The sequence below is a fragment of the Patescibacteria group bacterium genome (genome assembly GCA_041653535.1).
GTDB lineage: Bacteria > Patescibacteriota > Patescibacteriia > JACRDY01 > JACRDY01 > JBAZFH01.
Genome location: JBAZFH010000001.1, coordinates 332,721 through 347,312, shown reverse-complemented (window position 1 = coordinate 347,312; position 14,592 = coordinate 332,721). Strand labels below are relative to the sequence as shown.

19 protein-coding genes are annotated in these 14,592 nt (G+C 39.1%); 9 read left to right on the top strand and 10 right to left on the bottom strand.

Going from position 1 to position 14,592, the window contains the following annotated elements; genetic code table 11:
* The 3 genes from WC310_01765 to serS all read left to right on the top strand — a co-directional run.
* Positions 1–319 (top strand): FAD synthase (locus WC310_01765; GenBank protein MFA5358532.1); only part of this gene is annotated, 319 nt, incomplete at its 5' end.
* Positions 309–926 (top strand): non-canonical purine NTP pyrophosphatase, encoded by a 618-nt coding sequence (locus WC310_01760; protein MFA5358531.1) that lies wholly within the window; start codon positions 309–311, stop codon positions 924–926. The genes WC310_01765 and WC310_01760, both read left to right, overlap by 11 nt.
* Before the next feature lie 10 nt (positions 927–936).
* Positions 937–2,193: a serine--tRNA ligase gene (gene serS / locus WC310_01755; protein MFA5358530.1), complete on the top strand. Its 1,257-nt coding sequence runs from the start codon at positions 937–939 to the stop codon at positions 2,191–2,193.
* A gap of 65 nt (positions 2,194–2,258) precedes the next feature.
* Here the strand turns inward: serS and WC310_01750 are convergent, their stop codons facing one another.
* Positions 2,259–2,660, bottom strand: a complete 402-nt coding sequence (locus WC310_01750) for a hypothetical protein (protein MFA5358529.1) — start codon at positions 2,658–2,660, stop codon at positions 2,259–2,261.
* A gap of 86 nt (positions 2,661–2,746) precedes the next feature.
* On the opposite strand from WC310_01750, the gene WC310_01745 reads away from it, so the two are divergent.
* From WC310_01745 to WC310_01730, 4 genes are all read left to right on the top strand, one after another.
* Entirely contained in the window at positions 2,747–3,061 is a 315-nt protein-coding gene (locus WC310_01745) for a hypothetical protein (protein ID MFA5358528.1), read from the top strand.
* A gap of 2 nt (positions 3,062–3,063) precedes the next feature.
* Positions 3,064–3,621 (top strand): class IV adenylate cyclase, encoded by a 558-nt coding sequence (gene cyaB, locus WC310_01740; GenBank protein MFA5358527.1) that lies wholly within the window; start codon positions 3,064–3,066, stop codon positions 3,619–3,621.
* Between the two features lie 3 nt (positions 3,622–3,624).
* Positions 3,625–4,731, top strand: a complete 1,107-nt coding sequence (gene alr, locus WC310_01735; GenBank protein ID MFA5358526.1) for an alanine racemase — start codon at positions 3,625–3,627, stop codon at positions 4,729–4,731.
* An 83-nt stretch (positions 4,732–4,814) separates the two neighbouring features.
* Positions 4,815–5,750, top strand: a complete 936-nt coding sequence (locus WC310_01730) for a hypothetical protein (protein MFA5358525.1) — start codon at positions 4,815–4,817, stop codon at positions 5,748–5,750.
* 299 nt (positions 5,751–6,049) lie between these two features.
* Here the strand turns inward: WC310_01730 and WC310_01725 are convergent, their stop codons facing one another.
* The 9 genes from WC310_01725 to WC310_01685 form a co-directional block, all read right to left on the bottom strand.
* Positions 6,050–6,325, bottom strand: a complete 276-nt coding sequence (locus WC310_01725; GenBank protein MFA5358524.1) for a DUF5661 family protein — start codon at positions 6,323–6,325, stop codon at positions 6,050–6,052.
* A gap of 143 nt (positions 6,326–6,468) precedes the next feature.
* Positions 6,469–7,134, bottom strand: a complete 666-nt coding sequence (locus WC310_01720) for an SdpI family protein (protein MFA5358523.1) — start codon at positions 7,132–7,134, stop codon at positions 6,469–6,471.
* 6 nt (positions 7,135–7,140) lie between these two features.
* Complete coding sequence (locus tag WC310_01715) at positions 7,141–7,416, bottom strand: autorepressor SdpR family transcription factor (protein ID MFA5358522.1); 276 nt, start codon at positions 7,414–7,416, stop codon at positions 7,141–7,143.
* Between the two features lie 132 nt (positions 7,417–7,548).
* Positions 7,549–7,725: a hypothetical protein gene (locus WC310_01710; protein ID MFA5358521.1), complete on the bottom strand. Its 177-nt coding sequence runs from the start codon at positions 7,723–7,725 to the stop codon at positions 7,549–7,551.
* Between the two features lie 116 nt (positions 7,726–7,841).
* Complete coding sequence (locus WC310_01705) at positions 7,842–9,092, bottom strand: peptidoglycan DD-metalloendopeptidase family protein (protein MFA5358520.1); 1,251 nt, start codon at positions 9,090–9,092, stop codon at positions 7,842–7,844.
* Positions 9,093–9,297: 205 nt separating this feature from the next.
* Positions 9,298–10,776, bottom strand: coding sequence for a glutamate--tRNA ligase (gene gltX, locus WC310_01700; protein MFA5358519.1), 1,479 nt, complete (start codon positions 10,774–10,776; stop codon positions 9,298–9,300).
* Positions 10,777–10,782: 6 nt separating this feature from the next.
* Positions 10,783–11,514, bottom strand: coding sequence for a WecB/TagA/CpsF family glycosyltransferase (locus WC310_01695; protein ID MFA5358518.1), 732 nt, complete (start codon positions 11,512–11,514; stop codon positions 10,783–10,785).
* A 76-nt stretch (positions 11,515–11,590) separates the two neighbouring features.
* Entirely contained in the window at positions 11,591–11,788 is a 198-nt protein-coding gene (locus tag WC310_01690; GenBank protein MFA5358517.1) for a hypothetical protein, read from the bottom strand.
* Positions 11,789–11,980: 192 nt separating this feature from the next.
* The gene (locus tag WC310_01685) at positions 11,981–12,298 is read right to left on the bottom strand and encodes a hypothetical protein (protein ID MFA5358516.1); all 318 of its coding nucleotides are present in this window, start codon (positions 12,296–12,298) and stop codon (positions 11,981–11,983) included.
* Between the two features lie 412 nt (positions 12,299–12,710).
* On the opposite strand from WC310_01685, the gene amrS reads away from it, so the two are divergent.
* Together amrS and WC310_01675 are read left to right on the top strand one after the other, a co-directional pair.
* Positions 12,711–13,724 carry an AmmeMemoRadiSam system radical SAM enzyme gene (gene amrS, locus WC310_01680; GenBank protein ID MFA5358515.1) on the top strand — a complete coding sequence of 338 codons (1,014 nt, stop codon included), beginning with the start codon at positions 12,711–12,713 and terminating at the stop codon, positions 13,722–13,724.
* Positions 13,725–13,972: 248 nt separating this feature from the next.
* On the top strand, positions 13,973–14,509 hold the full coding sequence (locus WC310_01675; protein ID MFA5358514.1) for a hypothetical protein: 537 nt from the start codon (positions 13,973–13,975) through the stop codon (positions 14,507–14,509).
* Positions 14,510–14,592: the final 83 nt, after the last annotated feature.

Here is a 14,592-nt window from a genome sequence, read left to right as displayed (position 1 = left end):
TGTAGTTGTTGCTCGCGATATCAATGTCAAAAAAATCAAAGGTCATAATCCCGACAAAAATGAAAACGTTCGCCTGCGTGAAGTCCATGCAGTCAAACCGGTCGACAAAGCCGTTCTTGGTTACAAGTTTAACCGTTACAAAATAATTAAAGAGCTACGACCAAACGTGATTTGTCTGGGCTACGACCAAAAAGTTGAAATTGAAGAGTTGCAAAGTCAACTAAAGAATCTAAATGTCAGTCCGCAAATCTTTCGCTTGAAACCTTTTCATCCGGAAATATATAAAAGTTCGATTATTAGAAATAAAAATGCAGCGTAAAATAATTTTAGCTACCAATAGCTTTGGTAAGATTCAGGAAATAAGCAGTATACTCGGCGACCTGCCAATTACGTGCGTCACGCCAAAAAAAATTGGTCTAACCAAAGCACCTGAAGAAACCGGACAGACTTTAGCTGAAAACGCTTTGATTAAAGCCAAATTTTATGCCGATAAAACCGGCCTGATCGCGCTAGCTGACGACAGTAGTTTGGAAATCGACGCTCTGCAAGGGGAGCCGGGCATATATGTCCGACGCTGGCCAGGCTATGAAGCTACAGACAGTGAACTGATCAGCTACTGTCTAGATAAAATGAAAGATTATCCAAATCATAATCGCGGAGCGCAGTTTCATTCCGTAATTTGTATATATGATCCAACCATCAGTCGAGCTTATTATTTTGAAGGCATAACCAGGGGAATGATTGCGCCAGAATCGCTGCCAAAATATATCGACCATTATCCTTTTGATGCATTATTTTATTTTCCAGATATAAAAAAATATCTAGCCGAAATCCGCGACGACAAAGAACTGGAAAGTAGTCACAGCCACAGAACTAAAGCCGTTAGAAACTCTATTCCAAAAATCAAAGAATTATTTAATATTTAATTCTAATATTATGCTCGACATTAAATTTATCAAAGAAAACAAAGAAGCGGCGAAACAGAATGCCATTGATCGCAATATCAAGGTGGATATTGACGAGCTACTTCGTCTTTATGAACAAAAAAAAGATTTGGAGGTAAAAATAGAAGTGTTGCGCGCCGAGCTAAACAATCTCAGCAAAAATCCGCCGCAGCCAGAAACCATAGAAAAAGCCAAAAAAGTAAAAGAGGAAACTAAAGAACTGGAAGCAAAGGTAGAAGAGATCGAACCGCGTTATATAGATTTGTTGATGCAGGTGCCGAATATGACTCATCCGGATTCACCCAAAGGCAAAGACGATACAGAAAACAAAGAAATCTATCGATCCAAAGAACCAAATAAAATTGCTAATCCCAAAACCCACGAACAGATGGGTAAGGAGTACGATCTTTATGATTTTGAACGCGGAGCCAAAGTTTCCGGCGCTAAATTTTATTTCGTCAAAAACGAAGCGGCGTTACTGGAACAAGCGCTAATCAACTACGCCTTTGATTTTTTGGTCAAAGAAGATTTTACCCCGGTAGTTACACCAGATCTAGCCAAAGACGAAATCCTAGAGGGTATTGGCTTTAACCCTCGCGGTCCAGAAACCCAAATTTATTCTATTGAAAATTCTGATCTCAGTTTAGTAGGCACTGCTGAAATAACCATGGGTGGCTATCATTCCAATGAAATTATTGAAGAAAAAGATTTACCCAAAAAATACGTGGCGCTATCACATTGTTTCCGTACCGAAGCCGGCGCTTATGGTCGCCACTCGGCTGGACTTTATCGTGTTCATCAATTTTCTAAAGTCGAAATGTTTATTTACTGCTTACCAGAAGAATCCAATGAAATGCACGAATATTTGCGTTCGCTTGAAGAAAAACTTTACAACGGTCTAGAAATACCTTTCCGTACTGTCGATATTTGCACCGGCGACCTTGGTGGACCAGCTTATCGTAAATATGATCTCGAAGCGTGGATGTGGTCACGCGGTGACGCAGGGGACTGGGGAGAAATCACCAGCACTTCCAACTGCACCGACTACCAAGCACGCCGTCTTAAAATACGCGTCAAACGCGAAAATGGCAAGACCGAATTTCTGCACATGCTTAATGGCACGGCTGTAACCACTAGCCGTACACCAATCGCGGTGCTAGAAAATCATCAGCAAGAAGACGGATCAATTGCTATTCCCGAAGCGCTACAAAAATATATGGGTGGGATCAAAAAAATAATTAGAAAATAAAAAGTAAAAACCTCACATGACATATATCATGTGAGGCATAACAGAAAAAATGATTTTGATCAGTTTCACTCGGGTGGCTGGAAAAAATCTTGTGGCACTTCAGTGATTACGCATTTTGCACTACCTTGACCAACTACCGAACCAGAATAGCTTCCGACCCATATGCCGTTTCGCTTTAAAAAAATATAATCGATGAGGTCGTTTCTGTGGTTATATTTTTTGACAAATTCGAGCTGGTCCGCTGACAATTTTATATCGGAAAGAGCGGCGTCGCCAAAATGGTCAAACATCTGTCCGACATATTCGTTCGCCGTTTCATTTTCAGCCGGATATATGACCCCTGCATACATAAATCGGCATAAACCGCTATTGACGACAGCGACAGCTCCTTTGGCTTCACTACTCATTGCAAGTCCCAACCGCTCCTGGTCTTGAAAAAAGAAACCTTGGATAAGGTACACGGGCATGACATCCTCCTTTTTGCTCGTTTTACATCAATCCGCGAGTCAATATTATAAAATATCAATCAAATTGTCAATAAGAAATAAAGAATATGTCCCACGAATTAATACTCGAAAACCAGGAAACTACCGAACAAAAAATAGCTCGACTTTTCCAAGAAAGAGGACGAGATGATGATGAAGCTAAAAAACTTTTGATCAACTGGATGATCGAAAAAGAAAAGTTGGTCAGAGATTCTGAGGATGCGATTCAATTTAATCTTGAACGAGCCCGTCTATATCTAGCCTGCGGACTAAAGGCAGAGGCGCTGGAAAATTTTCATGACGCCAAAAATCAAGCTTACCAAGAAAATCGCGACGAGCTTTGTCAGATGATAGAAAGAGAAATAGTAGAGATAGAAAAATAAATATGAATATCGAGGTAGAAATAAAAATATCTACACCAAATCTTAACGCTACCAGAGAAATTGTTAGACAAAAAGGTAGTCTTGTTAGAGCGATTCGTCAAATTGATGAATACTATATCCCAATACAACGAGATTTTTTCGCACAAAAACCTTTTCCTGTTGAATGGCTGCGTATCCGGCACAATCCAGACAAAACAATTTTTGAATATGACCGTTCGATCAATAAAAGAAAAAATGGTGCTCAAGAATACGCCGAAGAATATGAAACTGAAATTTCCAACCCAGATGAATTCAAAAAAATACTTGGCTTCCTAGACTTTAAGCACGTTATCACTGTCGATAAACAAAGAGAATACTGGCTGTGTGGCGACCTAGAGATTGCTTTAGACAGCGTGAAAGATCTAGGAGACTTTATTGAAGTTGAAGCTAAAGGAAATTTCGAAAGTAGCAGTGCGGCAAAAACTGCTTGCTTAAATTTCTTATCAGAACTAGGCACAAGTCAGTTTGAAGAAATAAACAAAGGCTATCCGGTTTTATTACTAGAAAAACGGCAAAAATAAAATATGAACTCCTATCTTGAAATAGACAAACAAAATCTACTACATAATATCAGCCAATTTCGCACTATATTGCCGGTCAACACAGCGATAGCGGCTGTGGTGAAAAGCAACGCCTATGGTCACGGTCTAGAGTCGGTGGCGACAGCGATTCAATCCAAAGTCGATTGGTTTTGCGTGGTAAATCTAAATGAAGCATTGACATTAAGACGCATCAAGATCAAAAAGCCTATTTTGGTGCTTTCTTATTATTTTGAGAAAATCGATTTGGCAATAAAAAATAATATTAGTTTAGTAGTTTATGATATTTCCCAGGCAAAAAATATTTCAGCCCAAGCAAAAAAAATAAAAAAAATTGCCAAAATTCATTTTAAAGTTGATACCGGCACTTCACGCCTAGGAATAGGGGAGACTGAGGCCTTAAAGCTGATAAAACAAATAATTAAACTACCTAACGTAAAAATTGAAGGAATTTTTTCCCACTTTGCCGCATCGGAAGAAAATCAAAAATATACTGACTGGCAGCTAGAAAAATTTAACGCTTTGATCAAAAAATTAGACAAGGAAAAAATTACTATCCCGATCAAACATTTTGCTTGCAGTGCCGCAGCGATGGTGCGCACCGACAGCGCTTTTAACATGATCCGCCTTGGCATCGGTCTCTATGGTCTTTGGCCTAGCAAACAAGCAAAAAAAATAACCCGTAAAATCCATCCTCGTTTCAGTCTCAAACCAGTTCTTACCTGGAAAACAAAAGTGATTGCCATAAAATCTTTACCGGGCGGCACTTGTGTTGGCTACGGCTGTACTTTTAAATCTCGCAAAAAAACTAAAATTGCCGTGCTACCAGTTGGCTACTACGAAGGCTACGACCGCCATCTATCAAACAAAGGTGAAGTGCTAATAAACGGTAGGCGTTGTCCAGTTCGCGGTCGCATCTGTATGAATCTCTGCATAATTGATATAACAAATGTCAAAAATGTTAAAGTCGGTGACGAGGCAACTCTAATTGGTGATAAAATCACCGCCGACAGTCTAGCCGAAAAAATCGGCACGATTAATTACGAAGTGGTAACTAGAATCAACCCATTACTACCCAGAACGCTCAAATAAACATATTATTCCTTTATCAAACTTTGCGATTATAAGCCAACCTTAGTATAATAAATACAAAACTACGACCTTATTTTCCACATATGTTTATCGGGAAAAATAAATTTAAAAAGCCATCCGGTCGCGTTATCAGTAACCATTTTGCCAGCGGTGGCGGCGGGGGACTATTTCGTCGGCGACAACACTTTTGGCAGCTAAGGATATTTAAAGTTTGGACAATTTTAGGATTAATTGTCTTGTCTTTTATTTTCTATTTTTTATTCTGGTCCGGGGCGTTTAAAATCAATAATATTAAAATCAACGGGGTATCCGCCATTGATCCAGCTAAGATTGAGTCTATTGTCAGAAACCAAATGGAGCAGAGGAGTTGGCTACTGCTTTCCCAGTCCAATCTATTCTTTTTTGATTCAGAGACTGCAGAAAGTAAAATTCGTAATGCCTTTGTTTTAGAATCAGTTCAGATAAAAAAAAGACCACTAAAAACACTCCGGGTAGAAATAAAAGAAAAATCTACTCAAATCACCTGGATATCTGACAACAAATATTATTATCTTGATCCTAACGGAATCGCTATCCAAGAAATACTAGTAGCCAACGTTACTTTAGTTGAAGGCAGTGGGGAAGTGTCGCAAAATGAAGAAACAACAAATGGCGGTCAAAGCCTAATTGATCTATCAGCGTTAAATCAAGATCTGCCACAAGTATACGATTTAACCAATGCTAGAGTGGAAATCGGTGAAAATATATTAAAACCAGAAATTATTTCTTTTATTCAAAGACTTAAAGATAAATTTTCTTCGCGTAGCGATATAAAAATTAAATACTATCAGGTGCCAGAACTCCAAGGAAGCGAAGTTCGAGTGATAACAGACAGAGGATTTGACGTTTACTTTAACACTAGCGACGATCTAGATCGCCAGCTAGCCAATCTAAACCTCATCATGAAAGAAAAAATGCGGGATAACAAAAAAATTAATTATATAGATCTACGATTCGGGGAGAAGGTATACATTAAATAATTAATAATTATTAATTACTAATTAATAATAAATGACCCAACTGGGTCTTTTTTATTTAATATTGATAATAGGGGCCTAAATCAATACTGTAGGTTCGTATAAGGTACATTGTGCGACACTATATAATACCAATTAAATAAGCCTTTAATCCATCCCTCTCTCTATTATCAACTCTTTTTGCAATTAACCAATAAAGCTTAATAATTAAAATAATAATAATTTTAAACGCTATGCCTAGACCCTAAAAAATTATTATAAAAAAAGGGTCAACAACCCTTTCTTTATAATACCCCTTCTCTCTAATTTCGCCCACTCCAATATGCTTTTGCTTCTTCTTCTAACTTATCCAAACGATCATAGTAATCAGCATACTCATTTAGGTGCGCTAAAGCGATTTTACCAGTCATTAACGGATCATTGTTAGTAACGTTTGTGTGTTGATCTACTAGTCCATGCTCCAACTCAACGTCCATACCGCGGCGGAACTGATCAACGTCAAACGCTTCCCAAGAAACCCCCAGTTGATCCCCTATTGTTTTTGCCTCGTCAACAGTAAAATTTTTTTTCTCAGACATAAATTAATAGTTAATAGTTATCTTTCGCCAAAATTCCGTAAAAACGGAAATATAGACGAAGCACTAAAAAATTATAACATTTTTAAAGAAGCAAAAAAAGCCGCCGAAATATAATCCCCCTTGCGACTTTGACTAATGATTAATTACTGCGTCAATTGTGTTTTTTTCTTTTCTGCCCGAAATACTATATAGCTATAAAGTATGGAAAAAATAGCACAAAAAATAACAGAACCGATCACGACAATAAACATTATTTCTGAAGCAAAAAATATACTAAATATAGAGATTATTCCGGATAAGGCAAAAAGTTTTCCGCCCAAACGGTGAGTTTTATTCCATACTTCCTCGCTGCTCAATGTCCAAGGAGTGCGAATACCAACGAACCAGTTAGGCTTAATTTTAGCAAGATAATTACCGATAAAAATAAACAATACTCCCATAGCAACAGCCATTACCTGCCCTATTGGTATGTTATAGCCGACACCGGCAGACGAGGCGATGAAATAAATAAAAAGAAAAAATAAAATAAAACCAAAACGAAATTTCCAGTAAGTAGATAAAAAATCAATATAACGTTCTTTTTTAGGATCAAGATACGGTATAAACGTTAATAATAAGTACAAACCGACAATCAAGGCTGGAAAAAAATAAGCGGCAAATTCCCGCGAACCGAAACCGTCAGCCTGACCGTTGATTCCCCAATGAATCGGTACTACTGCCGGCATATGAGCATAAAACCAAAAACTGGATAAAACAGAAATCAGTAATAAGATTAAAATTGGTATTTCTTTTTTAAAAGACAGCCGCATATTTGTTTACTTTTTATTTTTTAAAAATTTATTGTAAATTAAATCAACCACCTCTTCAAAGACCGAAAGGTTTAAGGAATAATAAATATTTTGCCCTTCGCGCCGAGAACTGACCAACCCGGCCTCACGAAGAGTATTTAGATGATGAGTTAGTGAAGGAGCGGTAATAGTAAATTTCTCCCCTATTTCTGTCGGGGTTAGGTCTTTTTTGCGCAACATCTCTAATATTTGCCTACGTGTCGGATCAGAAAGCGCGGCAAAAGTTTTATTAAAAGCCGACATATGTTTTTTTAGATATTTAGACAACTGTCTAAATAGTACCGCGCTAGCGCCCCCTTGTCAACATTTGTTATCCACAATATAAAACAAATAAAAAACTCGGCACTATTACAGACCGAGTTTTTAAAAAAATAACTATTCCTCTTTTTCGCCACCTTCATAGCTGGCGTCATCGTCATCACTTGACTCGTCGTCATCACCGCCAAACTCATCATCGCCGTCAAATTCGTCATCACCGCCAAACTCATCTTTTTCTTCTTCGTCGTTACCCAAGATTGAGTCGTCATCGTTTAAAGTGTCGTCAAAATACATAGTTTTTTGATTAATTTTTATTACCTTATAAGCCTAGCTGGCTTTTAGGTGGCGTTATTATGACATCCTAAAAAAGATAATGCAAGAGCGGTTATCAACAACTAATAACTACAGTTTCACGGTAAATAATCAAGCGGATTTACAGGAATTCCATCAAGTCTAACTTCAAAATGCATATGGGGACCAGTACTTAAAGAACCAGACCCGGAAGTACCGGGCATACCGCCGCTAAGACCGATTATGTCGCCTTGTTTAACATAAGTATCGGCGGAAACATAAATTTTACTAACATGACCATATACGGTTGCCAATCCATTATCATGGATTAACATAATATAACTGTAACCCTTGGCGCCGCCGTCTTTTACTTTTCCGACATAACCGCTATCCGCCGCTTTTACCGGAGTTCCCTGTGCCGCTTTTATATCAATTGCCGGGTGTTCAAAAATATAGCGAAAGGGATAATCAGGATCGTGAAAAGTGGCAGTTATAACATTTTTTGGTACCGGCCAAACAAACCGCCCGGTGCTAGACAGCTCCTCTCCGCTTTGTTGCAATCTTTGTCGAACGGTTTTTTCCAGGGAAACTAACTCGCCGTTTATCTTCGCTTGTTCCGCTTGAGCCTGAGAAATCAAATTTTGAAATTCTTTTTCTGATTTTTTAGCGCGAGATAAATAATAAGTCTTTGCCGTTTCCTGTCCGTCAAGACGGGATTTGGCTGTTTCCAATTTTTCCTTTAAAGTATTTAGCTCAATACTTTTTTTATCCAGATCTTGACGCTTGGTTTCCAAATCAGCTTTCATAGCTTTCATTTCGTCTAAAGAACTCTTTAGTTTAGATTCTAACTGGGTCATGCCCTCGACTTCATCAAAAAAATCAGAAAAATTATTATTACTAGCCAAAACTTCCAAATAATTTCTCTGATCGTTACCATAGATAGAACGGATGATTTCGGCTAACTGCGCTTTTTGTTTACTAATCGCATCTTCTTTGTCTAGAATTTGCAAAAGTACAGACTGAATCTCTAAATTGGTAGCGTCTATCTGCAAATTGGCTTGATTCATCTGTAGCTCCAATTCATTAATCTGATTCGACAAAATATCCAGTTCGTTAGTTAGTGTAATTTTTTCTCGACGTTTATTTTCCAAATCCTTTTGATAAACTTCGATTTTTTTCTGAATTTTTTCAATCTCGAGTTTTTTTAACTCCATTTCTTGCTGTAATTCCTGCACTTGTTTATCGTTGTTAGTAGAGACGGAAACTGTGGTTGCGCTGGCGCCGTCTCTAAAATTAAATAAAAAAATGGCACTACACAGTAATACCAACCCGATAAACTGCTTAATTTTTTTTGTTTTTTGATTTTTCATCGTTTTTATTATAGCAAAATTTGAGTTGAAGCTCAACATTTTCCCATCTTTTTACAGTATTGACTATTCTATTATTTTTCACTTAACAAAGCAAGTTGGAAAACGTCGCTAACCACATATCTATCGTCATATCACCGCCAAAATACTAAAAAGTTGAGGTGGTTTTTTTATTTCCGGAAAACATTACTTCATTGTGTTCCAATATCTATAAAGACTCAATAGCGGATTTAATTCTAGCTAAACTTTTTTCTCTACCAAGTACGGCCGCTACTTCAAACGGTCCGGGACTCTTTTCTAATCCAGTTAAAGCTACGCGAAGCGGCCAAAGCACTTCGCCGTTAGTCAGTTTATTATCCCCTATCCAGCCAATAATCTCTTTTTCCAAATGTTCTTTGTCCCATTTTTTGAGGCCAAACATAAAATCAAAAAGCATCTCGATGTTTTTCTTAGTTACTTCGGCTGTGCTCTTTTTCCAGACTAACATTTCTGTCGGATAATCTGGCAAATCAACAAAAAAGTAACTTACTAATCCGGGTAAGTCTGCCAATTTTTTTAACCTTTCTTGTTCTAGGGCAATAATATTGCGCAAATAAGTCATGTCTGCTTTGCTGTTTTTTATTTCCGATTCCAAATAAGGCAAACACAAATCGGTCAACTTTTCCACGCTGAGGTTACGAATATAAATACCATTGATCCAGTCTAATTTTTCCCTGTCAAAATAGGCGGCGGTTTTGTGTATTTTTTCTAGGCTAAACTTCCTGATTAGTTCGTCAAGCGAATATATTTCCTGCTCGCTGCCATCGCCTTCGTTCCAACCAACAGTAGCCAAAAAATTCAGCAACGCTTCTGGCAAATACCCTTGAGTTAAGTAATCTTCTACTGCTACGTCCCCCTGACGTTTAGAAAGCTTGCTCCTGTCTTTATTAAGCAGATGCGACATGTGAGCAAACTGCGGCGCGCTCCAACCAAATGAGCGGTACAAAAGTAAATGTTTTGGTGTACTGGGCAACCATTCTTGAGCACGAATAACATGAGTGATTTCCATCAGATGATCATCAACCACTACGGCTAAATGATAAGTAGGAAAACCGTCGGACTTCATCAGCACCGAATCATCAATAGAATCTAAGGGAAACTTTACCTCACCACGAATAATATCGTTGTGAATCATTGTCTCATCTTGCGGCACTCGCTGACGGATAACGTATTTTTCACCGCCAGCCACTCTGGCTTTTGCTTCTTCCAAAGAGATATCACGGCAATGACCGTCATAACGAGTCAGCTGTTTATTTTTTTCCTGTTCTTCACGAAGCGCGGTCAACCTCTCTTCACTACAAAAACAATAATAAGCATCGCCAGACTCGATCAACTGGTCAGCATATTTCCGGTAAATATCTAGGCGCTCCGACTGAACATAAGGACCAAACTTACCTTTCTGCACCGCCTTACCGTCTTTATCAAGCATCACGCCTTCATCCGGATTTAAACCGACTTTTTTCAGCACTGACAAAAGATTTTCTACCGATCCGGGAACAAAACGTTTTTGATCAGTGTCTTCAATCCGCAAAATAAAAGTACCGCCGGTTTGGCGAGCTATCAACCAATCATAAAGCGCCGTTAACAAACTACCGACATGGACAAAACCAGTCGGACTGGGCGCAAATCTCACTCGAGCTTTATTCATAAATAATCATATATTTTTACCTTTACTTATCTTTGATTTTACTATTAAATAGCTAAATTTACAAGTTGCGTTAATGATTCTTCCCACCCGCCACGGCTGACGCACTAAACGCCAGAACCATTCCAAACCCAACTTGCGAATAATTTTTGGTGCCCGCGCTACTCTTCCAGAAATAAAATCAAAAGTACCTCCAACTCCAAGAGCAACATCAACTGAAGGTATTTTGGAAAAATTATTCATTATCCATTTTTCTTGTTTACCGTGACCAAAAGCAACAAATAAAATTTGTGGTCGCGCTTGATTAATTTCAGTAATTAATCTTTGGTCGCTAGGATCCGCACTGTTTCCGCCAAAAAAAATTTTTGCTTGAGGAAATCTTTTTTTAAAAACATTTGCCGCTGCGTCAACGACACCATTTCTACCACCCAGTAAATAAACGATTTTGTCCGTTTTTTCCGCCAGTTCGATTAACTTCCAAGTAAAATCAACGCCGGTTATTCTTTTTGGTGACCGCAAGCCGAAAAACCATAAAGCAAAAACCAGCCCCACACCGTCAATCAGTGTCAGATCGGAATAATTTAATACTTTCTTAAACTCTCGGTCTTCTTGTGCTTCCACCACCATTTCCGGGTTAAGCGTAACAATTAAATGTTGCTTATTATCAACAAAAAAACCCTTAATCTGTTCAAGCGCTTTTTCACAGGTAATATTGTCTATTTTAATCCCTAAAATATTCATAAATCTAAGGTAACTTTAGCATAATCTAGATAAAAGAAAAACCCGCCCGAAAATAACATTCGGACAGGTTTATTGTTTAGAAAAATCCTCCGATTTTAAAAGCCAATACCATCAAACCGCAAACTGCCAACATAATGACTGCTTGCCAAAAAAGATTGCGACTGTCTTGCCTGGCTGTTTCGGTACAGCCACATGATGGGCAAATCTTTTTACCGTCAGCATTAATTACCATTCTGTCACCGCACAAACCACATTCCCAATCGGCCGAAATCATTTTATCCTCCTTAGCTATTATTTGGGATTATCTTATAGGCTAACTACTAAAATGTCAACCGATTTTTTTAAAAAAAACCCGCTCAGACTGTGCCGAACGGGTTTGCTGCTTTTATTTCATCGCCCAAAACAGTAAAGCCAGCGCCAAAAACAGCGCCGCTAAAATAATAATCTTTATCATTGCCGACCCCTACTAAAAGCTCAATTCTTTTTTTACGAATTCACGGCGCCGGGGCTGCCGCTCTTTCCAGTCGCGAAATTTCCAAATCGCAACAGAAAGAGCAATCAAAACGCCGTCACCAACCGCGATCGCCAGCCATGCCTTCAGACTCATTGTGCCGGATTCCTGCGCTCCGGCAACGACAAAACCGGCAGTAACAACAACCACAACAATCGCAAGTAAAAAAATCGTGCACAACGCTAGGGCGCCACCGACGCCGGTTTTGTGACTTTTTACAATCCGCTTCCGGCTAACCACCCTACCAGCGGTTTTGTGCTGTTTTTTTGCCATCTTAATCCCTCCCTTTTTTGGTTTTTGGGTAAAATTAATTTTTCAAAAATACAGTATTAAAAAATATAACATAGCTGATTTCTCTTGTCAATAGTATTACCAAAATTTATTGACAAAACACTCTACTATTATGCTAATTTTTCACATTATGACCTTTGCAACCCTCGAAACGGTCGTGGATCAAGTTATCGCTTCGACTCAAATTATCGAGGCACGAAAAAAAGTCACTACCTAAAATTAACACTCACTCTAAGGGGTTTTGCCAGAAGCCCCTTATTTTTTTTGTCAAAAAGGGTATGATAGAGATGGTAGTTGGTAGGTGGTAGTTGGGGATTAGCTAGGGAGCGACCCCGCATGTGCGGGGTTATCGTGAACGATGCACCAAACGCCACAATACACAACTTTAAAACCTATGCATGAAGCCATACTTTATCAAAAAAAGAAAAACGGAGTGGTCGCTTGCCTACTCTGCCAGCACAAATGTATCATCTCTCCTGGCAAAACCGGCATCTGCGCGGTACGAGAAAATCGCGACGGGGTTTTGTATTCCCTGGTTTATGGCAAAGTTATCGCCGGACAAGTTGACCCTATTGAGAAAAAACCTCTTTTCCATTTTCTGCCTGGTAGCCTGACTTATGGCGTATCCACAGTCGGCTGCAATTTTCGCTGCCAGCAATGCCTCAACTGGTCCATGTCACAAGCCAAAGGTACTGACGGAAATCTTCTTCCCGAGGTATTGCCAGAGCAAATCGTCGATGCGGCGCTGCGCGACAATTGCCACTCTATTTCCTATACCTACAATGAACCGACACTGTCGATCGAATACAACTTGGAGCTGACGAAACTAGCTCACCAAAATGGACTGAAAAACGTCTGGGTTTCCAACGGCTATATGTCGCCTGACGCGCTAAAGTTACTAACACCACACTTAGACGCAATCAATATAGACCTCAAAGCTTACAGCAAAAATTTTTACAATAAAATCTGCAAAGCCAAAATGCGTCCGGTGCTGGAAAATCTAAAACTGATCAAACACCTGGGCAAAACCTGGCTAGAGATCACTACTCTGGTTATCCCCGGTCTCAACGATTCGCCGGCAGAACTAAAAAAGATCGCCAATTTTATTTATCAAAAACTCGGCGCCGATACGCCTTGGCATTTATCGAAATTTTCTCCGGAAATATCTTGGCAACTAGGTGACACTCCAACCACTCCCCCGTCGACGCTACAAAAAGCCTATGACATCGGCAAAAAAGCTGGTCTACATTATGTTTATGTCGGTAATATCTGGACCGATGGACTAGAAAACACCTATTGCCCTGACTGCAACACCGTCGTTATCGAACGCCACGGTTTCCTCACTGAACGCAAAGACCGTGATGGCGCTTGCCCAAATTGCGGGGAAAAAATAAAACTTGTTTTATAAAAAATTCCTGTTTATCAAAAACGACCTACTAACAAAAGATGGTCGTTTTTAGTATATACGCGAGGAACGATTCCTGTAGGGGCGATTCATGAATCGCCCCTACAGCGCCCGCTTGCAAAACCTTTAACTAGCAGTAGCCAGAAACAAAACTCATTTTTTCCTAATTTTGTAAAGATTGACAAAAAAACCTCCGGGACTAAGATAGTCTGATACTGACCTTTACAAAAATCTTACAGAAAGGAAAGATCATGAAAATAAAAAAGGGTACTACCAGAACTGTTTTTGTTTTCGATCGTCTGGCAGTAAAATTTCCGGTGATTGGGGCAAAAAGCATACTAAAACTTATCAAGTATGAAATAAAAGACGGAAATTACAGATTCTTGTTAGAATCTTTCTGGAAGTTCAACTGGCGACAATATGGCAGTCCTCAAAGATTTCTCTTTGCAGGAATAATCACCAACTGGAAAGAATTCATCTATTTCCTTAAAAACTCCGGTGATCCGTTTCTGACCAAAACCTTCATTTCCCTGTTTGGTCTGGTCAATGTCCAAGAAGCAGGCAAACCATTTGAGGTCGTAGACCAACTCGAGTTCGAGAACACCTTAATCAAACTCATGGGTCTTGATGCCTGGATGGATCCTCACGTCTTTTCTGACCAAAGCAGCTTTATCGTCACTGCCGACGACAAGGTAAAAATCGTTGACTATGGCGATCCCAAGACCCATGAAGTGCTTGCCAAGTATTCGTCCATTATCGCCGAAGCGTTACCAAAACTGCTAAAATAACCAACCTAAAGACCGCCGCGTCAGCGGCGGTCTTTTTTCTTTGCCCAATCAAGTAAAATTTGCTAGAATTATATAGTTAAATA

Bases quoted from the DNA above. Each gene is read 5' to 3' on its own strand.
- WC310_01705 (MFA5358520.1), bottom strand. From the start codon at position 9,092: ATGAAAAATCAAAAAACAAAAAAAATTAAGCAGTTTATCGGGTTGGTA.
- WC310_01750 (MFA5358529.1), bottom strand. From the start codon at position 2,660: ATGCCCGTGTACCTTATCCAAGGTTTCTTTTTTCAAGACCAGGAGCGG.
- WC310_01745 (MFA5358528.1), top strand. From the start codon at position 2,747: ATGTCCCACGAATTAATACTCGAAAACCAGGAAACTACCGAACAAAAA.
- WC310_01730 (MFA5358525.1), top strand. From the start codon at position 4,815: ATGTTTATCGGGAAAAATAAATTTAAAAAGCCATCCGGTCGCGTTATC.
- WC310_01695 (MFA5358518.1), bottom strand. From the start codon at position 11,514: ATGAATATTTTAGGGATTAAAATAGACAATATTACCTGTGAAAAAGCG.
- WC310_01675 (MFA5358514.1), top strand. From the start codon at position 13,973: ATGAAAATAAAAAAGGGTACTACCAGAACTGTTTTTGTTTTCGATCGT.
- serS (MFA5358530.1), top strand. From the start codon at position 937: ATGCTCGACATTAAATTTATCAAAGAAAACAAAGAAGCGGCGAAACAG.
- WC310_01720 (MFA5358523.1), bottom strand. From the start codon at position 7,134: ATGCGGCTGTCTTTTAAAAAAGAAATACCAATTTTAATCTTATTACTG.
- cyaB (MFA5358527.1), top strand. From the start codon at position 3,064: ATGAATATCGAGGTAGAAATAAAAATATCTACACCAAATCTTAACGCT.
- amrS (MFA5358515.1), top strand. From the start codon at position 12,711: ATGCATGAAGCCATACTTTATCAAAAAAAGAAAAACGGAGTGGTCGCT.
- WC310_01685 (MFA5358516.1), bottom strand. From the start codon at position 12,298: ATGGCAAAAAAACAGCACAAAACCGCTGGTAGGGTGGTTAGCCGGAAG.
- gltX (MFA5358519.1), bottom strand. From the start codon at position 10,776: ATGAATAAAGCTCGAGTGAGATTTGCGCCCAGTCCGACTGGTTTTGTC.
- WC310_01725 (MFA5358524.1), bottom strand. From the start codon at position 6,325: ATGTCTGAGAAAAAAAATTTTACTGTTGACGAGGCAAAAACAATAGGG.
- WC310_01690 (MFA5358517.1), bottom strand. From the start codon at position 11,788: ATGATTTCGGCCGATTGGGAATGTGGTTTGTGCGGTGACAGAATGGTA.
- WC310_01760 (MFA5358531.1), top strand. From the start codon at position 309: ATGCAGCGTAAAATAATTTTAGCTACCAATAGCTTTGGTAAGATTCAG.
- alr (MFA5358526.1), top strand. From the start codon at position 3,625: ATGAACTCCTATCTTGAAATAGACAAACAAAATCTACTACATAATATC.
- WC310_01715 (MFA5358522.1), bottom strand. From the start codon at position 7,416: ATGTCGGCTTTTAATAAAACTTTTGCCGCGCTTTCTGATCCGACACGT.
- WC310_01710 (MFA5358521.1), bottom strand. From the start codon at position 7,725: ATGTATTTTGACGACACTTTAAACGATGACGACTCAATCTTGGGTAAC.